Below are 22751 nucleotides of genomic sequence, written 5' to 3' on the forward strand. Positions count from 1 at the left end.
CTTCAAAGCCCAAGAAAAACCGCAGGTAGCGTGACAGCGCTACCTGCGGTTTCTGTCCCTGGTCGTCTGCGGATTTTCAGCGCTCGGTTTCGATCATCTGCGCAAACGACTCACGCTGGCGGATGACACGGTGTTCGCTGCCGTGTACCAGGATTTCTGCTGCGCGCGGGCGACTGTTGTAGTTGCTGGCCATGCTCATGCAATAGGCGCCAGCCGAGCCGACGGCCAGCCAATCACCCGCCTGGACGGCCAGCGCACGGTCGCGGCCGAGCCAGTCGCCGCTTTCGCAGACCGGGCCGACCACGTCGTAGGTGGTCACCGGCGTGCCGGCGCGCGGCACCACCGGCGATATGGCATGGAAGGCTTCATACATGGCCGGACGCGGCAGGTCGTTCATGGCGGCGTCGACGATGCAGAAATGCTTGTCCTCGCCCGGCTTGAGGTAGAGCACCTCGGTGAGGCACACGCCGGCGTTGCCGACGAGCGAGCGGCCGGGCTCGATCAGAAAGCGGCGGTCGCCATAGCCGCGGGCATCGGCATGCGCGAACATTTTCTGCCACAGCGCGCCGGCCTGTGGCGGCACCTCGGTCTGGTACTGGATGCCCAGACCGCCACCACAATCAATGTGGTGCAGCGCGATGCCGCAGCGTTCGACGGCGGCGACCAGATCCAGCAGTTTGTCCAGCGCATCCAGAAACGGACGCTCACTGAGGATTTGCGAGCCGATGTGGCAGTCGATGCCGCGTACCTCCAGCCAGGGCAGGGCGGCGGCTTGCTGGAAAACCTGCAGTGCCCGCTCATGCGGGATGCCGAACTTGTTGTTCTTGAGGCCGGTCGAGATGTAGGGGTGGGTCTGCGGGTCGACGTCGGGGTTGACGCGCAGGCTGATGGGCGCGCGGATCTGCAGTTTCCCGGCTTCTTCGTTGAGGACCGCCAGTTCGGCCTCGCTCTCGACGTTGAAGCAGCCAATGCCGGTGCGCAGCGCCAGCTGCATTTCGGCGCGGGTCTTGCCCACACCCGAGAAAACCACGCTGGCGGGTGTGGCACCGGCCTGCAGCACCCGCAGCAGTTCACCGGCCGAGACGATGTCGAAGCCGCAGCCCTGCTCGGCGAAGAACTGCAGGATGGACAGGTTGGAGTTGGCCTTGACGGCATAGTGGATGCCTACATTGCGTCCGGCAAAACCTTGCTGGTAGGCATCCAGCGCATGCGCGAGCGCTGCCTGCGAGTAGACGAAGAGCGGCGTGCCGTGCTGCTGCGCCAATTCCGTCAGCGCAACGGCTTCGGCAAAAAGCGTGCCGTCCTGATAGTGGAAGAAGGGGTGGCCGGGCAGGGCTGCGGCGTGATCGGTGGGCATGGAGCAGAGATAGAGGAGGGCAGCTGCCGGGGGTTTGGCTGCGTGGGGCCTGGGCAGTGGTGCGGGCGATTGGGTAACAGTCAGGGACGGACGGAGGTTGTGGCTGCCGAGGAAGGGGCCTCGGCCGGTGCCGCGGTGCTGGCGGAGCCGGAACCATGGGCGCTGGCGCTTGGCGGCAGGTAGAGGGGCCCGCGCTGGCCACAGCCGGCAAGCCACGCTGCCGCCAGCAGGGTCAGGCCCATGCGGACTACAATTTTGGGGTTTTGCAACATGATGGGATTGTAATGACAGACTCGGAATTCTTGGACCGTGCCGATGCCTTGCTGCTGCAGATCGAGCAGGCGTGTGACCGCATCACGGAGTCGACGGCGCTGGACCTGGATGCCCAGCGTGTCGGCGGCATGGTGACGATTGTGTTTCCAGACCGTTCACAGATTGTCGTCAACCAGCAAAAACCCCTGCACGAGATCTGGCTGGCCGCCCGCGCTGGCGGGTTTCACTTCAAGTTCCAGGATGGTCAGTGGCTGGACACCAAGGGGGAGGGCGAGTTCTACGCCATGCTGGCAAAACTGGCAAGCGAGCAGGCCGGTGGGGCTTCATTGCGTTTCGCGCCTCAGGCTTGACGCCTGAGAAAACGGCCTGCGCGAAGCAGGCCGTGGTTTCATGGTGGTGGGGACGCGCCAGCCACCATCGCCCCGCTCAATTGCGGAACAAGTCCATGATCTGGGCGCGTTCCTCGGCACTGGGGGCGGTGAAGCCGCCCGTCGAGGCGTCACCATAAAGCGTCTCCAGTCCCAGGCTCGCAATGCCGCGGCCATCGGCATATTCGCGGTAGGCCCAGTCGTTGCCTGAGCGCACCACCCCTGTTGGAGCCTCGATCTCGGTCACTGGCACGTCCTTGAGCGCATGCTGCATGAAGCGCGTCCAGATCGGCAGGCTCAGGCCTCCGCCGGTCTCGCGGCTGCCCAGGTTGCGGGGATTGTCGTAGCCGACCCAGGCTACCGCGGTCAGCGTCGGCTGGTAGCCCGCGAACCAGGCATCCAGCGCATCATTGGTGGTGCCGGTCTTGCCGTAGATGTCCGGGCGCTTGAGGGTGTTGCGCGCGCGCGCGCCGGTACCTATGCGCATCACGTCCTGCATCATGCTGCTCATGACGAAGGCGTTGCGGGGGTCGATCACTTGGGGCAATTCTTCAAGTTTGGGTATCTCGATTTGCGAGAGCACCTTGCCGCGGTAGTCAGTGACGCGCTCGATCAGCCATGGCTCGATGCGATGGCCGCCATTGGCGAACACCGAATAGGCGGCCGCCATCTGCAGCGGCGTGACTTCACCCGAGCCCAGCGCCATGGGTAGCACGGGCACAAGCTTGTTGGGCGAGAAGCCAAAGCGCAGCGCCCATTCGCGGCCCTGCTTGGGGCCGACGGCCTGCAGCAGCCGTACCGAGATGATGTTCTTGGATTTGGCCAGTGCGGTGCGCATGCTCATGGCGCCGTCGAATCGGCCGTCATAGTTGCGCGGCTCCCAGGGGCGGCTGCCGGTGACCGCCGCACTGAAATACATGGGCGAGTCGGCAATCACGGTGGCCGGTGTGAAGCCCCGCTCGAGCGCCGCCGAATAGATGAATGGCTTGAAGCTCGAGCCCGCCTGGCGCCAGGCCTGGGTGACGTGGTTGAACTTGTTCTTGTTGAAGTCGAAGCCGCCCACCAGGGCCTGGATGGCGCCGCTGCGCGGGTCCATGGCGACGAAGGCCCCTTCGACCTCGGGCAGTTGTGTCAGCACCCATTGGCCGCCTTCGGCCTTCATGATGCGGACAATGGCGCCCGGCCGGATCTTGATGTTGGCGGCGGCCTTGTCGGCCAAGCCCGACTGCACGGGCTTGAGGCCATCGCCGGTGATTTCCAGGCGCTCGCCATCGGTACGGGTGACGATCACCTTCTGGCGGCTTGCCTCGACGACCACCGCCGAGAGCAGTTCGCCATTGTCAGGGTGGGCCGCCAGCGCCTTGTCGAGGACTTCTTCCTGCGCCTCGGGATCGGCGGGCCAGTTGACGAAGTTCTCCGGGCCCCGGTAGAACTGCCGCTTCTCGTAGTCCATGATGCCGGCGCGCAGTGCCTGGTAGGCCGCCTCCTGGTCGGACATTTCGATGGTGGTGTAGACGTTCAGCCCGCGGGTGTAGGCCTCCTGACCATAGCGCTCGACCATGGCCTGGCGCACCATCTCGGCCACGTACTCGGCGCGCACCGGGAAGTTGTCGATGCTGCGGCGGATGGTCAGCTTCTCGTCGCGCGCCTGCTGGGCCTGTTCGGCTGTGATGAAGCCGTTCTCCTGCATCCGGTTGATGATGTGCAACTGGCGGATGCGGGCGCGTTCGGGGCGGCGGATCGGGTTGTATTGGGAAGGCGCTACGGGCAGGCCGGCCAGCATGGCCGCCTCGGCGGTGGTGATGGATTCCAGCGGCTTGCCGAAGTAGGTTTCGGCTGCGGCCGAGAAGCCGTAGGCGCGGTTGCCCAGGAAAATCTGGTTCATGTAGATCTCCAGGATCTCGTCCTTGGAGAGCATGTGCTCGAGCTTGAGCGTCAGCAGTATCTCATAGACCTTGCGCGTGAAGGTGCGTTCGGGCGAGAGGTACATGTTGCGCGCCACCTGCATCGAGATGGTAGAAGCGCCTTGGCTGCGCAGGTCGCGCACGTTGGCCAGCGCGGCGCGGGCAATGCCGCGGTAGTCGATGCCGTTGTGCTCGAAGAAGCGCGCATCCTCGGCGGCCAGGATGGCCTGCTTCATGACTGGCGGGATATCCTCGATCGGCATGAGCTTGCGGCGCTCCTCGCCGAATTCGCCAATCAGCGCGCCTTCGGCGGAGAAGACCCGCAGCGGCAACTTGGGGCGGTAGTCGGCCAGGTCGGAGACGTCTGGCAGCTTGGGGTAGATAGTGGCAACCACCACGACCACCACGGCGATGCCGGCCACGACGGCGGTGGCGAGCAGCGCCAGGAGCCAGCCGAGCAGGCGCAGCGCCCATGGTTTTGGTTTTTTAGGGGCTGCACTGGCGTCAGAACTGTGGTCGGGTTTGCCGGGCCGCTGCCTGCCGCTGCCGCTCTTATGGGAATCAATAGGCATGTTTCAACAACTTCGCTGAATCGGAAGCCTGCAAGTGTCAATATTTGTCAGCCGTTGCGGCAAACCAAACGGTAAGGATACCGCACAATTGGTATCCGACGGCGGGAGGGTATTGACGTGTCCCTTTGACAACAGGACGCAAACACAGGCACTCAGTTATTCTTTCCATTCAGTTGCCATGCTGCTAGTATCCCGTGCCAAGTAATACATTTTGTTGCTCTATTTAACGGAGCGGAGGGAGTCCCTGTGGTCTCTGCGGGATCTTTGTTCGGCTCCAGGCAGCAGCCGCTGCTTGGAATCGATATCAGCGCCTCCAGCGTCAAGCTGGTGGAGCTCAGCGGCAACCGGGCTGGCAAGCTGGTGCTGGAGCGGGCGGCTGTGGAGCGGCTCGAGAAGGGGTGGGTCAGCGAAGGCAATATCGAGAACTTCGACGAAGTGGCCGAGGCCCTGCGCCGTCTGGTCAAGAAAAGCGGAGCCCGGACCCGCCAGGCCGCGCTGGCCTTGCCTTCGTCGGCGGTGATCACCCGCCGCATCGTGCTGCCCGCAGGCCTGTCGGAGGAAGAGCTGGAAATCCAGGTCGAGTCCGAGGCCGGTCATTACATTCCGTTCGCCCTTGACGAGGTGAGCCTGGATTTCTGCGTGGTCGGGCCTTCCAAGCACTCCAGTGACGATGTGGATGTGCTCATTGCAGCTTCGCGCAAAGACAAGGTGCAGGACCGCCAAGGCCTGGCCGAGGCGGCCGGCCTGAAGGCTGTCATCCTCGATGTCGAATCCTATGCGTCGCGCCTGGCGGTGGCGCGGCTGGCGCAGACCTGGCCCAAGACGGCGGAGGCGCCGATCGTGGCCGTTTTCGAGCTGGGCGCCTCCACCAGCACGCTGCAGGTGATGCAAGGCGAGGAGGTTCTGTTCGAGCGGGAGCAATCCTTTGGCGGTGCGCAACTGACCCAGTCGATCGCCCGGCATTACGGCATTTCATCGGAAGAGGCCGAGAACAAGAAGCGCAATGGCGACACGCCCGATGACTATCGGGTGGCGGTGCTGCGCCCCTTCGTGAACAACCTGACGCAGGAAATCGCGCGTTCGCTGCAGTTCTTCTACAGCAGCTCGCCCTACAGCGCCGTCGATCGCATTCTGCTGGCCGGCGGCACGGCTGCGGTCGAAGGGCTGGCCCCGGCCGTGACCCAGTCCACCGAGACGGCATGCCAGGTCGTCAATCCGTTCGAAGGCATGGAGATGGGCGGTGGCGTGCGCATGAAGTCGCTGATGCGCGAAGCATCGACCTACCTGACGGCCTGCGGACTGGCGCTGCGGAGGTTTGACAAATGATTCGCATCAATCTTTTGCCGCACCGCGAGGCGGCCAAGAAGGCCCGCAAGGAATCCTTCATCGCGTCTTCGGTGCTGGCGGGCCTGGTTGGTCTGCTGGTGGCTGGCGGTATCTACCTGTTCTTCCAGGCGCTGATCGCCGACCAGAACAGCGCCAATGACATGATCCGCCAGGAGAATGCGCGCCTGAAGAACCAGATCCGCGAGGTGGCCGACATCGAAAGCGAGATCGCAGCGCTCAAGGCGCGCCAGGACGCCGTCGAGAACCTCCAGGCCGAGCGCAATCTGCCGGTGCAACTGCTCAATCATGTCTCATCGGACGTCCCCAATGGCTCCTTCGTCGTGAGCCTCAAGCAGTCGGACAAGTCGGTGGCCCTGCAGGGCATGGCCCAGTCCAACCAGACGGTCTCCGATCTGCTGAGCAACCTGACCGACGAGATGCCCTGGAACACCAATCCGCAGCTGATCGAATCCAAGGCCACCAATGTGGACCTGGGCAACAAGCAGCAGCGCCGGGTCTATGGCTATTCGCTGAACTTCAAGCTGGACAAGCCCGCCACCGATGAGAGCCAGGGGCATGCCCAGGCCGGCACGGCCACCAGGCGTCAATGAGGGGAATGCCTGTGAACAAGATACTCAAGCAATTCCAGGAAACCAGCGGGCGCGATCCGTGGCTGTGGCCATTGGCTCCGCGGCTGGCTTTTTTCGCCTTCGTGGCCGTGGCGGTCGCCGTGCTGCTATGGTTTCTGTGGCTGACCGGCTATCGGGATGAGCTCGAGAGTGCCCGCGCCCAGGAGGCAACGCTGCGCACCGAGTTCAGCCGCGATTACCGCAAGGCCGTCAACCTCGATGCCCTCAAGGCTCAGCGTGAACAGGCGATCCAGTACGTCACGTTGCTGGAAAAGCAACTGCCGAGCAAGGCCGAAATGTCTGCCTTGCTCTCGGACATCAACCAGGCCGGCATTGGCCGGGGCCTGCAGTTCGAGCTCTTCAAGCCCGGATCCGTGCAGTTGAAGGACTATTACGCCGAGCAGCCCATCGAGATCCAGGTCTCGGGCAGTTATGACGAGGTCGGCCAGTTCGTCTCCGATCTGGCGCACCTGCCCCGCATCGTGACGCTGGGTAATCTGCAAATCGAGAAAGGCCAGAAGAACATGGCCGACGGCCGGCTGGTCATGAAGGCCATTGCCAAGACCTACCGCTATCTGGATCCCGAAGAGGTTGCGGCGCAAAGCAGGGCCAAGGCGGCTGCGCGGAAGAAGTGACATGAAGCAGATGTATCCAACAAGAACAGCCGTGGCGGTCATGATGGCCTGCCTGCTGAGCGCGTGCGCCGATTCCCGCCAGTCCGAGGTCTCGGCGTGGATGACGCGCGAGAAAAGCCAGGCCGCCCCCAGCATCAAGCCGCTGCCCGAGCCCAGCGTGTTTCAGCCGGTGGCGTATGACCGCGACAGTGCGCTCGACCCCTTCGACTTCCAGAAGCTCGCGCAGGTGTTCGAGAGCGGCACGATGCGCCGTGGCGATACCTCGCTGATCGACATGCACCGGGCGCGCCGCAAGGAGCCGCTCGAGGCCTATCCGCTCGATACCATCCGGATGGTCGGTTTCATGCAGCAGCATGGCAAGCCGACCGCGCTGGTATCGGTGGATAACCATTTGTATCAAGTTACCGCCGGGCAGTACCTGGGGCAGAACTATGGATTGATCCAGTCCGTGAGTGAAGCGCGCATGCAGCTCAAGGAGATTGTGCAGGACGCCGCTGGCGAATGGGTGGAACGGTCCACCGTGGTGGAACTGCAGGAGTGAAGGGTTAAGGAATAACCATGCAAAACAAACAAGCACACCAAAAGAGGACAGGCGCCAGAATTTTGCTGGCCTTCGCATGCGGCTTTGCCAGCATCGCGAGCCATGCTGCGGACATCCTGTCCGTGGCGGGATTGCAGCGCGATGGCCGCGAAGTCGTACAAATCGAACTGGACGAGGCCATCGGCTTCGACCCGGTAGCCTTTGTCGTGCAGTCGCCGGCGCGCCTCTCGCTGGATTTTCCGGGAGTCGGTGCCGTGGCCGGCCGCAAAACGGTCGAGGTCAATCAGGGCAATCTGCGCACCATCAACGTGGTCGAAGCGCAGGATCGCACCCGCATCGTCCTGAACCTGCGCGAAGCCACCAGCTACCAGGTGCAGCGCGATGGCAAGACGGTCTGGATCCTGCTCGATGGAGCTGCGCCGGCCGCCGTTGCGCCAGTCAGGCGTGATCTGGTCGGGCAACCATCCCAGGCTGTCGCGGCCGGCACCGGTCTGCAGGACTTGGATTTCCGTCGTGGTGTCGATGGCGCTGGCCGTGTCATCCTCAGCTTGCCCAGTGATGCCGTGAATGTGGATCTGCGTCAGGAAGGGCGCAAGCTGGTGCTGGAGCTGCCGAATGTGGCCTTGCCGGAAAACCTGCGCAAGCGCCTGGATGTGACGGATTTCGGCACGCCGGTGACCTTCGTGCAGGCCCGCCAGAGCGGCAATGCCACGCGGGTCGAGGTCGAGGCCGCGGGCGACTGGGTGCACAGCGCCTATCAGGCCGCAGGCCAGTATGTGTTGGAGTTGCGCGCGATCGCGCCGGATCCGACCAAGCTCACCCGTGGTGTGGGCTTCAACGGCGACAAGCTGTCGCTGAACTTCCAGAACATCGAGATCCGCTCGCTGCTGCAGGTGATCGCCGATTTCACCAATTTCAACATCGTGACTTCCGATTCGGTGCAGGGCTCGCTGACCCTTCGCCTGCAGGACGTGCCCTGGGACCAGGCCCTGCAGATCATTCTCGATTCGAAGGGGCTGGGTTACGAGAAGAACGGCAATGTGCTGTGGGTCGCGCCCAAGGATGAGCTCGATGATCGCAAGCGCAAGGACTACGAGGCCGCTGCGAAGCTGCAGGAGTTGGAGCCTCTGCGCACTCAGATCTTCCAGCTCAACTACGCGCGCTCCGAATACATCGCCGACCAACTCACCGGCCGCAATACCAGCGGCAGCAGCAGCGGCACAGGCGAGAACAGCAACCGGTTCCTGACCACGCGCGGTTCAGCCATTGCCGAAAAGCGCACCAACCAGCTGTTCGTGACCGACACGCCTTCCCGTCTGGAGGAAGTGACCCGATTGATCGCCAGTTGGGACATTCCGGTGCGCCAGGTGCTGATCGAGGCCCGTATCGTCGAGGCGACCGACAGCTTCGGGCGATCGCTCGGAGCGCGTCTGGGGGGATCGGACTTACGCGCCAACAATGGCGGCGACGGCGGTTACAGCATCGGTGGAGACAACCGGGTGGTGTTTGGCAGCAGTTACAGCAACGCGGTCAGCAGTTCCGGTGCCAGCGGAACCACCGATGCGACAGGATCCTTCTTCAATTTCCCTGCGTCGCTGTCGGGCGGAGCTTCCGCTGCCAGTTTTGCGGTGTCGATCTTCAATTCGGCGGCCAACCGTTTCCTGAATCTGGAACTGCAGGCGCTCGAGAGTGTGGGGGAAGGGCGCATCGTCTCCAGTCCGCGCATCGTCACTGCTGACCAGGTCGAAGCCGTGATCGAGCAGGGGACCGAGTACCCCTACTCCGTGACCGCGCCCAATGGCGCCACCACGGTCGAATTCAAGAAAGCCGTGATGAAGCTTGAGGTGACGCCGCAGATCACGCCGGAAGGCAATGTGATTCTGGATCTGGTCGTCAACAAGGACAGCCCCAACCTCAGCCAGAGTACCACGGACGGCATACCGATCGATACCAAGAGGGTCACGACCCAGGTGCTGGTCGAGAATGGCGGCACGGTGGTGATCGGCGGCATTTTCGAGCTGTCGGAGAGCACCAGCGAAACCAAGGTACCCTTCCTGGGGGATCTGCCCATTGCCGGGCACCTGTTCAAATCGCGCACGCGCGAGACGGCGAAGAGCGAACTGCTGGTGTTCATCACGCCGAAGATCATCAGCGAGCAAACCTCGCTGCGCCGTTGAGGCAGCAAAACCCTGGACTCCCCGCTATGGCGACATGGCTGGAGCAATGATGGATTTCGAATTTCCCAAAAAGGAGCGAGAAAAGTGGACTGGATGAAATTGCGCAAACATGGCGCTTGGATGGTGATTGCGGTGGCTGCCGGCGCGCTGACGGCCTGCGGCGGTGGTGGCGGTGATCCGGGGACTCCCAGCGGAGGCAGCGGAAGTGGTGGCAGTGATGGGGGAAGCTCCAGCGAATTCGAGGCGAAGTTCAGTGTGAGCATTCGCGACTTGAATACGGGCGCGACGGTGACACGCATTACCACTGCGGAGACGGCTCGCGTGCTGGCCACGCTGACTCGCAGCGATGGGGGTGACGTTTCCAATCAGGTTGTCACATTCAGTGAATCCGGTGCGGGCTTGCTGAAATTTTCTCCGACATCGATGACTGCCTTGACGGATGCCGATGGCACCGCATCGATTGAGGTCGCTGCGGCCTCGTCGTCGTCCGCAGGGGCGACTTCCATTGCGGTTAATGCCACAGTGAATGGGCAGTCGGCGACAGGCAGCACCAATCTGGCCATCAGCTCAAATCCTGCCGTTGATCCGCAGACTCTGGTCCAGTCGCTGCTGTACTCGGGGTCAAACCCTAGCGATCGGTCGATCGTCATTGCCGGAAGCGGTGGTTCCGGACGCTCTGAGTCCGCACAACTGCAGTTCAAGGCCGCCGACCAGAATGGCGCAGCGGTGGCCGGTGCCACGGTTCAGTTCCAGTTGAATACCAGCCTGCCAACGGGGCAGGCACCGCGCCTGCTGACGACTTCGGCAGTGACTAACTCGGAAGGCATCGCCACTGCGTCGGTGCTCTCTGGTACTGCAGCGACTTCGGTGATCGTGCGTGCGGAAATTAACAATGGCATCAATACGGTCTCCACGCAGTCTGATGTCGTGACCGTGACGACCGGACTGGCAACCCAGGCGGGTTTCGATCTCGCGGCCAGCAAACATACCCTTGATGACAGCTTGAGCGGCGATACTTCCACGATCACGGTTCGTGCCGTTGATGCCAACGGCAATCCGGTGGCCGATGGGGTCGCGATTGTTGCCACTTCGGACAAGGGACGTGTCGGCACCGCTGATCGTGGCGGATGTGTGACGACTGATGGTGCGTGCACCGTTGATTACCTGGTGCAGGAACCCAGGCCTGCTGACGGGGAAGATGTGAATGTGCTGTTTTCCGCCCGCCTCGGGGATGGCACGGAGATCAGCAAGGTGCTGCCGTTGCGGCAATCGCGTATCGAGAATGTCGGACTCTGGAGCACCGCTGGGGTGGCAAATCTTGGGTCTCGTATCACCACACTCACTCCGGGCGATGCTGACGAGTGTGCGTTCACCACGCAGGCATATATTGGTACGCCTGGAGGTTCCTCACTTCCTGCAGGGAGCACGGCGGCATTCGTCTCGCACACCACGGGTCTTTCCGCCAGCTTCAGTTCAGGTCTTCCCGTCGCCTCGGATGCGTTCTATCGCCAACTGGTTGACATCAAGGTCACGGGCCGTAAGAAGACCGAGCAGGTCGCAGCTGTCACAGGGGGGACCATCACCTTGAGCGCGACCCTCAATGGCAAGACCGTCTCGCCAGTGCGTCTCACGGTGTCCGGAATCCCGGGTTGTGAATGAAGAGGTTCTGGCAAAGAGGAGGTGCCCTGCGAGATTGACTCGCAGTGAACCGTAAAAAAGGCGCGAAAGCGCCTTTTTTGCTGGACATCGAGATGATTGAGCCTGCTGTCAGAGGTATGCCATTAGATGTTTAGTCCCGGCATTGGATGTATCGGGTCAATCGTGAACCGTTCGGGCTCACAGACCCACTGTTTACAGATGAATTCGTAGGGACCCAGGCCCTTGAGAGTCTTGAGCCTTCCCCCAAAGTTGCAGGCGCTGATGAAGTCTGCCAAGTGTTGACGAAGTTGAGCGTGATCGTCGTAATGGAAGCGTCTGGCCGTGGCTTCTTTGATGGTCCGATTCATTGGCTCGACCTGTCTGTTTACCCTGGGGTGCTTGATCTTGGTGAGGTGATGCTCGATTGCATGCTCAGCACAGCCCCTACCAAAGATGTGCGCAAAGGCATTGCGATCTCGGTTGCGGTTGGTGAACTGGATACCGCTGTTGTTGAGCACCGTGTGGATGGTGTAGGGCACACGGCATCCATCAGGTTGCGCAGGATGGCGTGGCCACCAGATTGCCAGCCTTGGCATGCAATTCGGTGAAAGCAAACTTGGAAGTTGTGTCAATGGAGACAAAGAGGCAGAGCTTGCCCTGGGCGGTCTGTACCTCGGCGATGTCGATGTGAAAGTAGTCAACTGGGTAGCTCTTGAAGCGTATCTTGGCGGACTTGTCGCCATCATTGACCTCGGATGGGCGTGAGAACCCATGGCGCTGCAAGCAATGATGCAGCGAGGAACGCGTCAGCCGTGGCAGTGCGTGCTGCAGCGCGTAGAGGCAGTCATCAAGGGGCCGCAGGGTGTGTTTGCGAAAAGCAATGATCGCCGCCTCATCGTTCATCGACGAAACGCTTGAGGTTGGATTCTTTGGCCCTGTAGGCAAGGTCACTCTGGCTCTGTCGTTGTGGCGCTTGCGTGTAGAACTTGTCCCATAGTGCTTCTTTTCAGTCGGGTGAGAATATCGCACCATTAAATGCCGGGACCAAACACTTGGAACCTGTTCACGATCTTTCCGCGTGCCACGTGGCTCCGGCAGGCGATGCGAGGCGCAAACCGCTGGGGGGGCCGGAGGCCCGGCGAGGAAATGCAGAAGTCGCAGTGCGCGCCTGCCCGGACAACAGCCTGAAGGACCGGAGGTCAAAACGCACCGGGCGGCTTTGCCCACTGCGTTTTGACCTCCGGCTTGAGCAGCGGAAAGATCGTGAACAGATTCTCAGATACGCAGGGTGATTGCTGCGAGCGCGTGCAGCGGAGCCGTTTCGGCACGAAGCACGCGTGGACCAAGCGTGATGGAGCTGAATCCATATGCTGCGGCCACATGCTCTTCCTGAACAGAAAGGCCCCCTTCAGGGCCGGAGAGAACATGCACGGTGTCCGGGACCGCTGCTGCTTCGCTGAACCACTGGCGGACATCTATAGAGCCGGGGGAAAAACCCAGCAAGAGTTTGTCTCGGGCGTTGCTTCCGGGGAGTGGTACTTGGTGGAGGGCCGGACTGTCCTGTCGTCCAGGCGGAGTTCGGAGGTAATCGCTCAAACCGGTGAGAGGATGGATTTCTGGCACCGTATTACGCCCACATTGCTCACAAGCCGCAATCGCAATGGCCTGCCAGTGCTGGCGCTTCTTCTCGGCGCGTTCGCCTTGCAGGCGCAGCACGGTGCGCTCGGTGATCAGCGGCGTGATGCTGGCGGCACCGAGTTCGGTGGCTTTTTCCACCAGCCAGTCCATGCGGTCGTTGCTGGGCATGCCGACGGCCAGATGGATGGCGCGCGGCAGTTCGCGGTTGACGATTTCCATGGCCTCCACCTGTAAGCTGACACTGCGCCGGCCCATGTGCAGGATGCGGGCGGTGAACTCCTGGTTGCCGGCATCGGCGTGGCCCGGGAACAGCCGCACGGTCTCGCCGGGCTGCATGCGCAGGACCTGGACATGGCGCGAGGCCTGTTCCGACAGTTCGATGGTGCCGCCGATCTGCAGGACGTGCGGATGATGGATGCGTGGAGCGGACATGGCGATGTGTCGGAGATGGGGCGTGGCGCGGATGCGGGATAAGGAAGCCGATCACAAGCGCCCGAATGAGAAGGTCTCGGCCTGCGGCGTGTCCTCGATGGCATCGATCAGGCGCAGCAGCGGTATCAACTCGCGGTAGCGGCTGGCGGTGGTGCGGATGTAGTGGATGAAGCGGGGCGTGTCGGCCAGGTAGCGCGGCTTGCCATCGCGCAGCGTCAGGCGGCTGAAGATGCCAGCGACCTTGAGGTGGCGCTGCAGGCCCATCCATTCGACGGCGCGGTAGAACTCGCCGAAATCGGCCTCGAGCGGCGGGCTGGCGGCCAGCAGCCCGGCCTTGCGCGCACGCTCCCAGTAGCGCACGGTGATGTCGAGGACGAAGTCCTCGTCCCAGCTGTGGAAGGCATCGCGCATCAGGCTGGCGATGTCGTAGGTAATGGGGCCATGCAGTGCATCCTGGAAGTCGAGGATACCGCTCAGGCACGCCGGCGCGCCTTCTGGCGCATTGGCCACCATCAGGTTGCGCGGCATGTAGTCGCGGTGCACATAGACCAGCGGCGCGGCCAGGTTGGCCTTGACCAATTGATCGAAGACGCTCTGCAGCGTGGTTTGCTGCGCGTGGCTGAGCTGGTGCTGGCGGTATCGGCCGATGTACCACTCGGGAAACAGTTGCAGCTCGCGGTGCAGGACTTCGGCCGAATAGGCGGGCAGCACGTCGGGTCGCGAGGCCTGTTGCCATTGCACCAGCCAGTCCAGGCTGTGCAGCAGCAGGGGCTGTGCGGCATCCGCCGAGTAATCGGGGGCCAGATGCTGCAGCAGGGTTTGCGAGCCCAGATCGCTCATCAGCAGAAAACCCTGTTCCAGATCCTGCGCCAGAATCTCGGGCACCGGCAACCCGGCCTGAGCCATGAGCTGTTGGACCTGCAGAAAGGGGCCCAGCGCCTCCTTGTCTGGCGGCGCATCCATGATGATGCGGCTGTCTCCGGCCTGCGTGGCGATGCGCAGGTAGCGACGGAAGCTGGCATCGGCCGAGGCCAACTCCAGGCTGTCAGGATCGAGCTGGAAAGGGACGCACTGGGCTTGCAGCCAGGTCTGGAACTGGGATTGCCGGCTGGCATCGGTCCAGATGAGCGGTGGAGTCATGGTCAAGGGCGGGCGCCTGGGAGGGTTGCGAAAGCCGCCGGTGCGTGCGGGAGCCGTCACTGCGGAGATGGCGGGATTCTACAAATGGCGGCATGGTTCCATAAGGAGGACTGTTAATATACCCGCCTGCGCGGCCCGCCGCCGATGATGGCCGGTGCGGCAATTGCGAAGTGACGATGACAAAAGGGTGCATGTGACGGTGCTGCGAGGATCTGTGGGATGTCGGCCAGTGGCCGCACTGGTGCTGGCCGCCTGCAGTGCCAATGGCTTGGCGCAGCCTGGCCAGCCGGACTCTGCCGCCGGTGGTGATTGGAATGGTCCTTTGCAGTTGCAGACCGCACCGATGCTGCGGGAGGAGCTTCCCGAGGGGGAGCAGGCGCAGCGGCCCGTGTATCTCTCGGGGGATGCGCTGGAGGGCCAGCAGGATTCGCATGTGCGCATCGATGGCGATGCCGAGTTGCGCCGTGGCGATACCGTCATCCGCGCCGATCACATGGAGTACCGTCCCGCCGAGCGCGAAGCCCGGGCCGAGGGCAACGTCCACATCAACAAGGCCGGGGACGTCTACCAGGGCCGCGAACTGCAGATCAACGTGGACAGCTACCAGGGCCACTTCGATGACGTGCGCTACCGCTTCCATGCCAACCAGGCGCATGGCGAGGCGTCGCGCATCGATTTCCTCAGCCGCGATGAATACCTGGTGCACGCCGCCGATTACACCACCTGCCAGCGCGCCGAGCATGACCCGGACTGGCAGCCGGCCTGGCAGATCCGTGCGCGCGAGTTGCACCTCGACCGCCTCGAGGACGTGGGCCTGGCCAAGGGCGCGGTGCTGGAGTTCATGGGCGTACCGCTGCTGGCGGCGCCTTACCTGAGTTTTCCGCTCTCCGACCGGCGCAAGAGCGGCTTTCTGCCACCCACGGTGGGCATCGACAGCGTCTCGGGCTTTGAATACGAGCAGCCGTACTACTGGAACATCGCTCCCAACATGGATGCGACGCTGACGACCGGGCTGATGCTGCGGCGCGGCGTCAATTTCGCGGGCGAGTTGCGTTACCTGCAGCCCGATTTCAGCGGCGAACTGGCCGGACGCTGGATGCCCGACGACAGTCTGCGCGATGACGCCCGCTGGAGCTTGGCGGCGCGGCACCGCCAAGCCATTGATTCGACGGCGCTGGGGCCGATGAAGCTTGAGGCCAATCTCAACCGTGTCAGCGACTCCAATTACTGGCGCGACTTTTCCTATGATTTCGGCGCGCTCACGCCGCGCCTGCTGCCCAGTGACCTGCTGCTCACGGGTGGCCAGGGCGACTGGCGCTGGCAGATGCGCAGCCTCAAGTGGCAGACCCTGCAGGATACCGATTCGGTCATCGTGCCGCCCTATGACGTGCTGCCGCAGATGAAGCTGCGCTACCAGCCCGGACTGCTTGCCGGCGGCGTTGATGTCGACCTCGAATTCGATGCCACGCGCTTCCAGGCCGACCGGCGCTTTCGCTCCAGCCTCAACGATGGCGACCGTTTTTACATGCTGGCGCGTGCGAGCCGGCCATTCGCCGGGCCGCAGGGCTTTCTGACACCGTCGCTGCAGTTGCACGCCAGCCACTACCGGTTCGAGCGCAGTGCGCTCTCGGGCGGTGAGCGCTCGCACTCGCGCGTGGTGCCCACTTACAGCCTCGACAGCGGGTTGGTGTTCGAGCGCGAGGCCCAGTACCGTGGGCGCGGCCTGCTGCAGACGCTGGAGCCGCGGCTGCTTTATACCTATACGCCGTACCGCGACCAGAGCATGCTGCCGATGTACGACACGGCGGAAATGGACTTCAACTTCGCCAGCATCTTCTCGCCCAACTCCTACGTGGGCCAGGACCGCATTGCCGACAACAATCTGCTGACGTTGGGCCTGACCTCGCGCCTGCTGGCGCAGGACAGCGGGACCGAACTGGCGCGCGCCAGCATTGCCCAGCGTTACCGCTTCAGCAACCAGCGCGTGACCAGTCCTGGCGTGTCGCCGGTCCAGGAGCGCTGGTCCGACATCCTGCTCGGCGGCGCGGTCAACTGGACTTCCCGGTGGGGTACGGAAGGGGTGTTGCAGTACAACTTCAAGGAGCGTGAGTCGATCCGCTACACCCTCACCGGCTTTTACCGGCCCGGTGAGTTCCGGGTGCTCAGCGCCGGCTATCGCATGAAGCGCGATTCGAGCAAGCAGGCCGAGCTGGGCTGGCAGTGGCCGCTGGCCGACTTCGGGCGCCTGTGGGGCGCTGACGATGGCGCGGCTTCGCCGGGCGCCCAGCGTCGCGATGGCCGCTGGTACACGGTCGGACGGCTCAACTACAGCATGCGCGACAAGAAGCTGGTCGATACCACGGTCGGGCTGGAATACGATGGCTGCTGCTGGGTCGGACGCGTGGTGCTCGAGCGTCTGCAGAACAGCTTCAACAGCTCCAGCACGCGCGTGATGTTCCAGCTCGAGCTGGTGGGTCTCTCGCGCATCAACATCGGCTCCAACCCGCTGAGTTCGCTGCGCGACAACGTGCCCCATTACCAGGTTCTGCGTGAGGAAAGCGCGCAGCCATCGAGCCGATTCAGTCAGTATGATTGAGCCTTTGCGCGGGCGGCTGCCCAACGTCCGCTTGACCCTTTTTTCACAGAACCGTCCAACATGAGCTTTCGATCCTCCTTCCTCCGTCAGCGACAAGCCGGTGCGGCTGCCGCGCTGGCGCTTTTGCTGGCATGGCAGGCGCCGCTGCAGGCGCAGGGTCTGCGCCTGCCCGGCTCGCAGGGCGGCGGCTCCTCGCTGGGCGCCGGCTCGGGCTATGGGCAGGATCTGCGCGACGCTGCCTCGAACGCGGCGGCGTCGGCCGCGCCCGGCACGCGCCAGGCCGACTTCATCGTCGCGCTGGTCAACTCCGAGCCGATCACCAACAACGAGGTGGAGAACCGCCTCGAACAGGCCCGCAACTTCTTCGCGCAGCAGGGGCAACACCCGGGCGAAGCCGTGCTGCGTCAGGAGGTGCTCAACCTGCTGATCGCCGAGCGTCTGCAACTGCAGGAGGCCAAGGAAACCCGCACCACGGTGGATGACTACACCCTCGACCAGGCCGAGCAGAACGTCGCCGCGCAAAACGGCGTGTCGGTGAGCGCCATGCACCAGGAACTGGCATCGCACGGCATCAGCCGCGATCAGTTCCGCCGCCAGTTGCGCAACCAGCTGACGTTGATGCGCATTCGTGAGCGCGCCGTCGAATCGCGCGTGCAGATCAGCGATCAGGAGCTCGACCAGTACCTGCGCGAACACCCGGTCGATCTGGGCCAGCAGGTGCCCGAAGCCGTCAACCTCGGCCATGTGCTGGTGATCGTGCCCGAGAGTGCCAGCGGCCAGCAAGAGGCCGCGCTGCGGCAGAAGATCGACACGGCGGCGCAGCAACTGGCGGATGGGCGCGACTTTGCCGCGGTGGCACGGGAATTCTCCGATGCTGCCGAGGGCGCCACTGGCGGCGAGCTCGGGTTGCGCCCGGTCACGCAATATCCGGAGCTGTTCCTCGAGGCGACGGCTGGCCAATCGGTGGGCACCGTGGTCGGCCCGATCCGTTCGGGCGCCGGCTTCCACCTGCTGAAAGTGCTCGAGCGCCAGGAGGGCGGCAGCGGCATGGTGGTGCAAAACCATGCGCGCCACATCCTCATCACGCCGGGCTCCGGCCGCTCCGAGCGGGAGATCGCCCAGATGCTCGCCGAGATCCGCCAGCGTGTCGTGCAGGGCGGTGAGGATTTTGCGCTGCTCGCGCGCGAGTATTCGGAAGACCCCGGCAGCGCCACCAAGGGCGGCGACCTGGGTTGGGTGGGGCCGGGCATGTTCGTGCCGGAGTTTCAGGCCGTCCTCGATGAGCTGCAGCCCGGCGAGGTCAGCCAGCCGGTGGTTTCGCGCTTTGGTCTGCATCTCATCCAGCTGCTCGAACGTCGCCAGTCACGTTTGACCCAGCAGGACCAGCGTGCCAGCGTGCGCGAGCAGGCGCGCGAGGCCAAGGTAGAGACGGAGTTCGCCAAATGGATCGAGCAGTTGCGCGCGCGCGCCTACATCGAGATCCGCGATCCCGAGAACGATTGAGCCTGCCGGTGAGAAGACAGGCGCAGCCGTGAAGCACATTCCCCGCAAGCGTTTCGGCCAGCATTTCCTGGTCGATGAGGGCATCATCGATCAGATCGTGCGTGCCATCCACCCGCAGCCTGGTCAGCCGGTCGTCGAAATCGGCCCGGGTATGGCGGCGCTCACGCAACCGCTGGTCGAGCGGCTCGGGCGCCTTACCGTGATCGAGCTCGACCGCGATCTCGTCACCCGGCTGCGCCTGCACCCGCAGCTCAACGTGGTGGCCAGCGATGTGCTCAAGGTCGACTTCCGGGCGCTGGCCGCGAGCTTGGAGACACCTCTCCTGCGTGTGGTGGGCAACCTGCCCTACAACATCTCCAGCCCGATCCTGTTCCATCTGTTGGATTTCGTCGATGCGATCGAAGACCAGCATTTCATGCTGCAAAAGGAAGTGATCGACCGCATGGTTGCGCGGCCCGGGACATCCGAGTACGGCCGGCTCTCGGTCATGCTGCAGTGGCGCTATGTGATGGAGCGCGTGCTCGATGTGCCGCCCGAAGCCTTTGATCCGCCCCCGAAGGTTGACAGCGCGGTGGTGCGCATGGTGCCGCTGGCGCAGTGGCAGGCCGTGCCGCAGGCGCTGCTCGAAGAACTGGTCAAGGTCGCCTTCAGCCAGAAGCGCAAGCTGGTGCGCCACACGCTGGGCCGATGGCTCGACGCCAAGGGCTTTTCCGGTGAGTTCGACGTGCAGCGCCGCGCCGAGGAAATCCCGTCGCAGGAGTATGTGGCGCTGGCTGCGGCGCTGACGGACTAACGTCACCAGCATGTGCATGTGCATGTGCATGTGCATGTCATGGCCGTGGCCTGCATGACGCCTTGACCGGCAGCCCGGCGACCCGGCGACCCGGCCAGCCGCGCGGCATACAATCGCCCGATGACTGGTTTTCCCGCCGCGCGCACCAACGCCGACTCCCCCCTCCTGCAAGGCCTCAACCCCGAACAGCGCGCTGCCGTGACCTTCACCGGCGGCAATGTGCTGGTGCTCGCCGGCGCCGGCTCGGGCAAGACGCGTGTACTCACCACCCGCATCGCCTGGCTGCTGCAGACCGGCCAGGTCTCGTCCGGCGGCATCCTGGCAGTGACCTTCACCAACAAGGCCGCGCGCGAGATGGTCACGCGCCTGGCCGCCATGGTGCCGGTGTCGGTGCGCGGCATGTGGATCGGCACCTTCCACGGCCTTTGCAACCGCATGCTGCGCGCGCATGCGGCCTCCGTGGGCCTGCCGCGCCAGTTCCAGATCCTCGACATGCAGGATCAGCTCTCGGCCCTCAAACGCCTGCTCAAGGCCCACAACGTCGACACCGAACTGGTGCCGCCCAAGAAGCTGCAATCCTTCATCAACAGCTGCAAGGAAGAAGGCCTGCGCGCCGGGGATGTGCCGGTGCGCGATGCCGAGTCGCGCCAGCGCGTCGAACTCTACCAGCTCTACGAGCAGCAGTGCATGCGCGAGGGCGTGGTCGATTTCGGCGAGCTGATGCTGCGCAGCTACGAGCTGCTGCGCGACAACGCGGCGGTGCGCCAGCACTACCAGCAGCGCTTTCGCCACGTCCTGGTCGATGAGTTCCAGGATACCAACCGGCTGCAATACCTGTGGCTGCGGCTGATCGCGGGCGAGGCGGGCAACGGCCGCCTGCAGGGCACATCCAGCGTGATGGCCGTGGGCGATGACGACCAGAGCATCTATGCCTTCCGCGGCGCGCGCGTGGGCAACATGGCCGACTTCGTGCGCGAATTCGGCGTGGCCCAACCCATCAAGCTGGAGCAGAACTACCGCTCCTACAGCCATATCCTCGATGCCGCCAACGCGCTGATTGCCCACAACAGCCAGCGCCTGGGCAAGACCTTGCGCACCGAGCAGGGCGCGGGCGAGCCGCTGCGCATCTACGAGGCCCCCAGCGATTTCGCCGAGGCGGGCTGGATCGTCGACGAAGTGCGCCAGCTCATGCAGGTCGATGGTTTTGCGCGGCAGGAAATCGCCATCCTCTACCGCAGCAATGCGCAAAGCCGGGTACTCGAGTCGGCGCTGATCAGCGCCAAGGTGCCGTACCGCATCTATGGCGGGCTGCGCTTTTTCGAGCGGGCCGAAATCAAGCATGCGCTGGCCTACCTGCGCCTGCTGGAGAACCCGCAGGACGACACCAGCTTTCTGCGCGTGGTGAACTTCCCGGCGCGCGGCATCGGTCAACGCAGCATCGAGACCCTGCAGGATGAGGCCGGGCGGGGCGGGCAGTCGCTGCACGCAGCCTCGGCCAGCCTGGCGGGCCGCGCCGGCGACAAGCTGCGCGGCTTCGTGGATCTGCTCGATGCCATGCGGCGCGAGGCGCAAGGCAAACCGTTGCGCGAGATCGTCAGTCTGGTGCTGGAGGAAAGCGGATTGCTCGACCATTACCGCGGTGAGAAGGATGGTGTCGATCGCGTCGAGAACCTGGAGGAACTGGTCAATGCCGCCGAGGCCTTCATCGCCCAGGAAGGCTATGGCGCCGATGCCACTGCGCTGCCGCTCGACGAGCACGGCGTGCCGCTGGTGCAAAGCCCGGCCAGCCAGGGCGTGGATCTGGATGCGCCATTCATCGAGGAATCCGCGGGTGATGCCGCGGCGCTGGGGGCGGTGCTGGGAGAACGTCCCGGCGAACCCGCTTTCCTCGTCGATGCCGAGACGGGGGAGACCCTGAGTCCGCTGGGGGCCTTTCTCACGCACGCCTCGCTGGAGGCTGGCGACAATCAGGCGCAAGCTGGCCAGGAGGCCATCCAGCTGATGACGGTGCATGCCTCTAAGGGCTTGGAATTCGATGCCGTCTTCATCGCCGGGCTGGAGGAAGGGCTGTTCCCGCACTACAACAGCATGAGCGACCGCGACGGCCTGGAGGAAGAGCGCCGCCTGATGTACGTGGCCATCACGCGGGCGCGCAAGCGCCTCTACCTCAGCCACGCGCAAGAGCGCATGCTCAATGGCCAGTCGCAGTACAACCCGCCCAGCCGCTTTCTCGAAGAGCTCCCCGAGGAGTCCGTGCGCTGGCTCACGCCGCGGCGTGGCGCCAAGGGTGCAGATGGTGACGCAGGCCTGGGCGCAGGGCCGTCCTCCTTCTGGTCATCGGCCGATGGAAGCTCCTCGCCCGGTCGCCGCAGTGGAGCAGGGGGGAGCTCGTCCTGGCAAGGCCACCAGCCGCGCCAATCGGCCGATGAGCGCGCCTGGCGCGAGGCCGCCAGTGCGCCTGTGCCAGCCCGCAGGCAAGGGGCGGGTGATGCGCATGGCATTCGCGCCGGCCAGAAGGTGTTCCATCCCAAGTTTGGCGAGGGCCAGGTGCTGGCACTCGAAGGTGCAGGCGATGATGCCAAGGCCAAGGTCAACTTTGGCCGCCATGGCACCAAGCTGCTGCTGCTGACGGTAGCCAAGCTGACGGTGGTTGACTAAAAACGCCTCTGTTCACGAGCTGTCCAGCGGTGACCTTGCCCCCGTCGGCATGCGGCGGGGTCAATCAATCCTGCAGCCGGGCTTCCAGCGTGATCTCGGGCACCGACGCCAATGCCTTCGAGAGTGGGCAGTTTTCCTTGGCATCGTTGGCGAGCTGCTGGAACCGTGCTTCGTCCAGCCCCGGCACGCGGGCCGTCAGCGTCAGCGCGATCCGGTTGATCAGAAAGCCATCCCCATCCTTGACCAGGAACACCCGGGCGGTGGTATCCAGCGTCTCGGTGGCAATGCCGGCCTTGGCACAGGCGAACGAGAAAGCCATCGTGAAGCAGGCGGCATGCGCGGCGCCCAGAATCTCCTCGGGATTGGTACCGGTGCGATCATCGCCAAAGCGGCTGCCAAAGCCGTAAGGGACATGGTCGAGTGCGCCGGTTTCGGTGCTGATCTGGCCCTGGCCTTCCTTGCCGGCGCCTTCCCAATGCACGGATGCGGTTTTTGCGGACATGGCGGATCTCCTTTCAATGGTGGTCGGATGGATGCCGCCGTGTGGTGGCCGGCATCGAAGGCCATCAGA

Annotated in this window: 18 protein-coding genes and 1 pseudogene; 12 read left to right on the forward strand and 7 right to left on the reverse strand. The window is 63.8% G+C overall.

The window, feature by feature from the left end:
* Positions 1 to 76 precede the first annotated feature (76 nt).
* On the reverse strand, positions 77 to 1357 hold the full coding sequence (lysA, locus tag EV687_RS11970) for a diaminopimelate decarboxylase (RefSeq protein ID WP_122228426.1): 1281 nt from the start codon (positions 1355 to 1357) through the stop codon (positions 77 to 79).
* An 80-nt stretch (positions 1358 to 1437) separates the two neighbouring features.
* The gene (gene lptM / locus EV687_RS19405; RefSeq protein ID WP_122228423.1) at positions 1438 to 1629 is read right to left on the reverse strand and encodes an LPS translocon maturation chaperone LptM; all 192 of its coding nucleotides are present in this window, start codon (positions 1627 to 1629) and stop codon (positions 1438 to 1440) included.
* Positions 1630 to 1641: 12 nt separating this feature from the next.
* On the opposite strand from lptM, the gene cyaY reads away from it, so the two are divergent.
* Positions 1642 to 1980 carry an iron donor protein CyaY gene (cyaY, locus tag EV687_RS11980; RefSeq protein ID WP_122228420.1) on the forward strand — a complete coding sequence of 113 codons (339 nt, stop codon included), beginning with the start codon at positions 1642 to 1644 and terminating at the stop codon, positions 1978 to 1980.
* A 76-nt stretch (positions 1981 to 2056) separates the two neighbouring features.
* On the opposite strand, the gene EV687_RS11985 is transcribed toward cyaY, so the two are convergent.
* The gene (locus EV687_RS11985; RefSeq protein WP_122228417.1) at positions 2057 to 4474 is read right to left on the reverse strand and encodes a penicillin-binding protein 1A; all 2418 of its coding nucleotides are present in this window, start codon (positions 4472 to 4474) and stop codon (positions 2057 to 2059) included.
* A gap of 246 nt (positions 4475 to 4720) precedes the next feature.
* Here EV687_RS11985 and EV687_RS11990 point away from each other — a divergent pair, with 246 nt between their 5' ends.
* The 6 genes from EV687_RS11990 to EV687_RS12015 all read left to right on the forward strand — a co-directional run bounded on the left by EV687_RS11990 (position 4721) and on the right by EV687_RS12015 (position 11441).
* Positions 4721 to 5800 carry a pilus assembly protein PilM gene (locus EV687_RS11990; protein ID WP_122228414.1) on the forward strand — a complete coding sequence of 360 codons (1080 nt, stop codon included), beginning with the start codon at positions 4721 to 4723 and terminating at the stop codon, positions 5798 to 5800.
* The gene (locus tag EV687_RS11995) at positions 5797 to 6411 is read left to right on the forward strand and encodes a PilN domain-containing protein (protein ID WP_122228411.1); all 615 of its coding nucleotides are present in this window, start codon (positions 5797 to 5799) and stop codon (positions 6409 to 6411) included. Before EV687_RS11990 ends, EV687_RS11995 begins: the two co-directional genes overlap by 4 nt.
* Before the next feature lie 11 nt (positions 6412 to 6422).
* Positions 6423 to 7064: a type IV pilus inner membrane component PilO gene (locus EV687_RS12000; RefSeq protein WP_242612609.1), complete on the forward strand. Its 642-nt coding sequence runs from the start codon at positions 6423 to 6425 to the stop codon at positions 7062 to 7064.
* A gap of 1 nt (position 7065) precedes the next feature.
* Positions 7066 to 7605 carry a pilus assembly protein PilP gene (locus EV687_RS12005; protein WP_242612610.1) on the forward strand — a complete coding sequence of 180 codons (540 nt, stop codon included), beginning with the start codon at positions 7066 to 7068 and terminating at the stop codon, positions 7603 to 7605.
* A 17-nt stretch (positions 7606 to 7622) separates the two neighbouring features.
* The gene (locus EV687_RS12010) at positions 7623 to 9782 is read left to right on the forward strand and encodes a type IV pilus secretin PilQ (protein WP_122228405.1); all 2160 of its coding nucleotides are present in this window, start codon (positions 7623 to 7625) and stop codon (positions 9780 to 9782) included.
* Positions 9783 to 9875: 93 nt separating this feature from the next.
* Positions 9876 to 11441 (forward strand): Ig-like domain-containing protein, encoded by a 1566-nt coding sequence (locus tag EV687_RS12015; protein ID WP_130466505.1) that lies wholly within the window; start codon positions 9876 to 9878, stop codon positions 11439 to 11441.
* Positions 11442 to 11563: 122 nt separating this feature from the next.
* Here the strand turns inward: EV687_RS12015 and EV687_RS12020 are convergent.
* Together EV687_RS12020 and EV687_RS12025 are read right to left on the reverse strand one after the other, a co-directional pair.
* Positions 11564 to 12431 (reverse strand): annotated as a pseudogene (locus tag EV687_RS12020) (transposase family protein); the annotation flags it as partial.
* Between the two features lie 264 nt (positions 12432 to 12695).
* On the reverse strand, positions 12696 to 13457 hold the full coding sequence (locus EV687_RS12025) for a 16S rRNA (uracil(1498)-N(3))-methyltransferase (RefSeq protein WP_242612649.1): 762 nt from the start codon (positions 13455 to 13457) through the stop codon (positions 12696 to 12698).
* Here EV687_RS12025 and EV687_RS19290 point away from each other — a divergent pair.
* The gene (locus EV687_RS19290) at positions 13410 to 13532 is read left to right on the forward strand and encodes a hypothetical protein (RefSeq protein WP_278044265.1); all 123 of its coding nucleotides are present in this window, start codon (positions 13410 to 13412) and stop codon (positions 13530 to 13532) included. The genes EV687_RS12025 and EV687_RS19290 overlap by 48 nt on opposite strands.
* Before the next feature lie 9 nt (positions 13533 to 13541).
* Here the strand turns inward: EV687_RS19290 and EV687_RS12030 are convergent, their stop codons facing one another.
* Entirely contained in the window at positions 13542 to 14630 is a 1089-nt protein-coding gene (locus tag EV687_RS12030; protein WP_122228397.1) for an aminoglycoside phosphotransferase family protein, read from the reverse strand.
* A 322-nt stretch (positions 14631 to 14952) separates the two neighbouring features.
* On the opposite strand from EV687_RS12030, the gene EV687_RS12035 reads away from it, so the two are divergent.
* The 4 genes from EV687_RS12035 (at position 14953) to EV687_RS12050 (ending at position 22180) form a co-directional block, all read left to right on the forward strand.
* Positions 14953 to 17226, forward strand: coding sequence for an LPS-assembly protein LptD (locus EV687_RS12035; protein ID WP_242612613.1), 2274 nt, complete (start codon positions 14953 to 14955; stop codon positions 17224 to 17226).
* A gap of 60 nt (positions 17227 to 17286) precedes the next feature.
* Positions 17287 to 18729, forward strand: a complete 1443-nt coding sequence (locus EV687_RS12040; protein WP_122228394.1) for a peptidylprolyl isomerase — start codon at positions 17287 to 17289, stop codon at positions 18727 to 18729.
* A 28-nt stretch (positions 18730 to 18757) separates the two neighbouring features.
* Entirely contained in the window at positions 18758 to 19522 is a 765-nt protein-coding gene (rsmA, locus tag EV687_RS12045) for a 16S rRNA (adenine(1518)-N(6)/adenine(1519)-N(6))-dimethyltransferase RsmA (protein WP_122228391.1), read from the forward strand.
* A gap of 120 nt (positions 19523 to 19642) precedes the next feature.
* Positions 19643 to 22180 carry a UvrD-helicase domain-containing protein gene (locus EV687_RS12050; protein WP_122228388.1) on the forward strand — a complete coding sequence of 846 codons (2538 nt, stop codon included), beginning with the start codon at positions 19643 to 19645 and terminating at the stop codon, positions 22178 to 22180.
* A 64-nt stretch (positions 22181 to 22244) separates the two neighbouring features.
* On the opposite strand, the gene EV687_RS12055 is transcribed toward EV687_RS12050, so the two are convergent.
* A complete protein-coding gene (locus EV687_RS12055) occupies positions 22245 to 22682 on the reverse strand; it encodes an OsmC family protein (RefSeq protein WP_122228385.1) in 438 nt (145 codons plus the stop codon).
* Positions 22683 to 22751: the final 69 nt, after the last annotated feature.

Source organism: Corticibacter populi (genome assembly GCF_004217315.1).
In the GTDB taxonomy this organism is placed as follows: domain Bacteria; phylum Pseudomonadota; class Gammaproteobacteria; order Burkholderiales; family Burkholderiaceae_C; genus Lampropedia; species Lampropedia populi.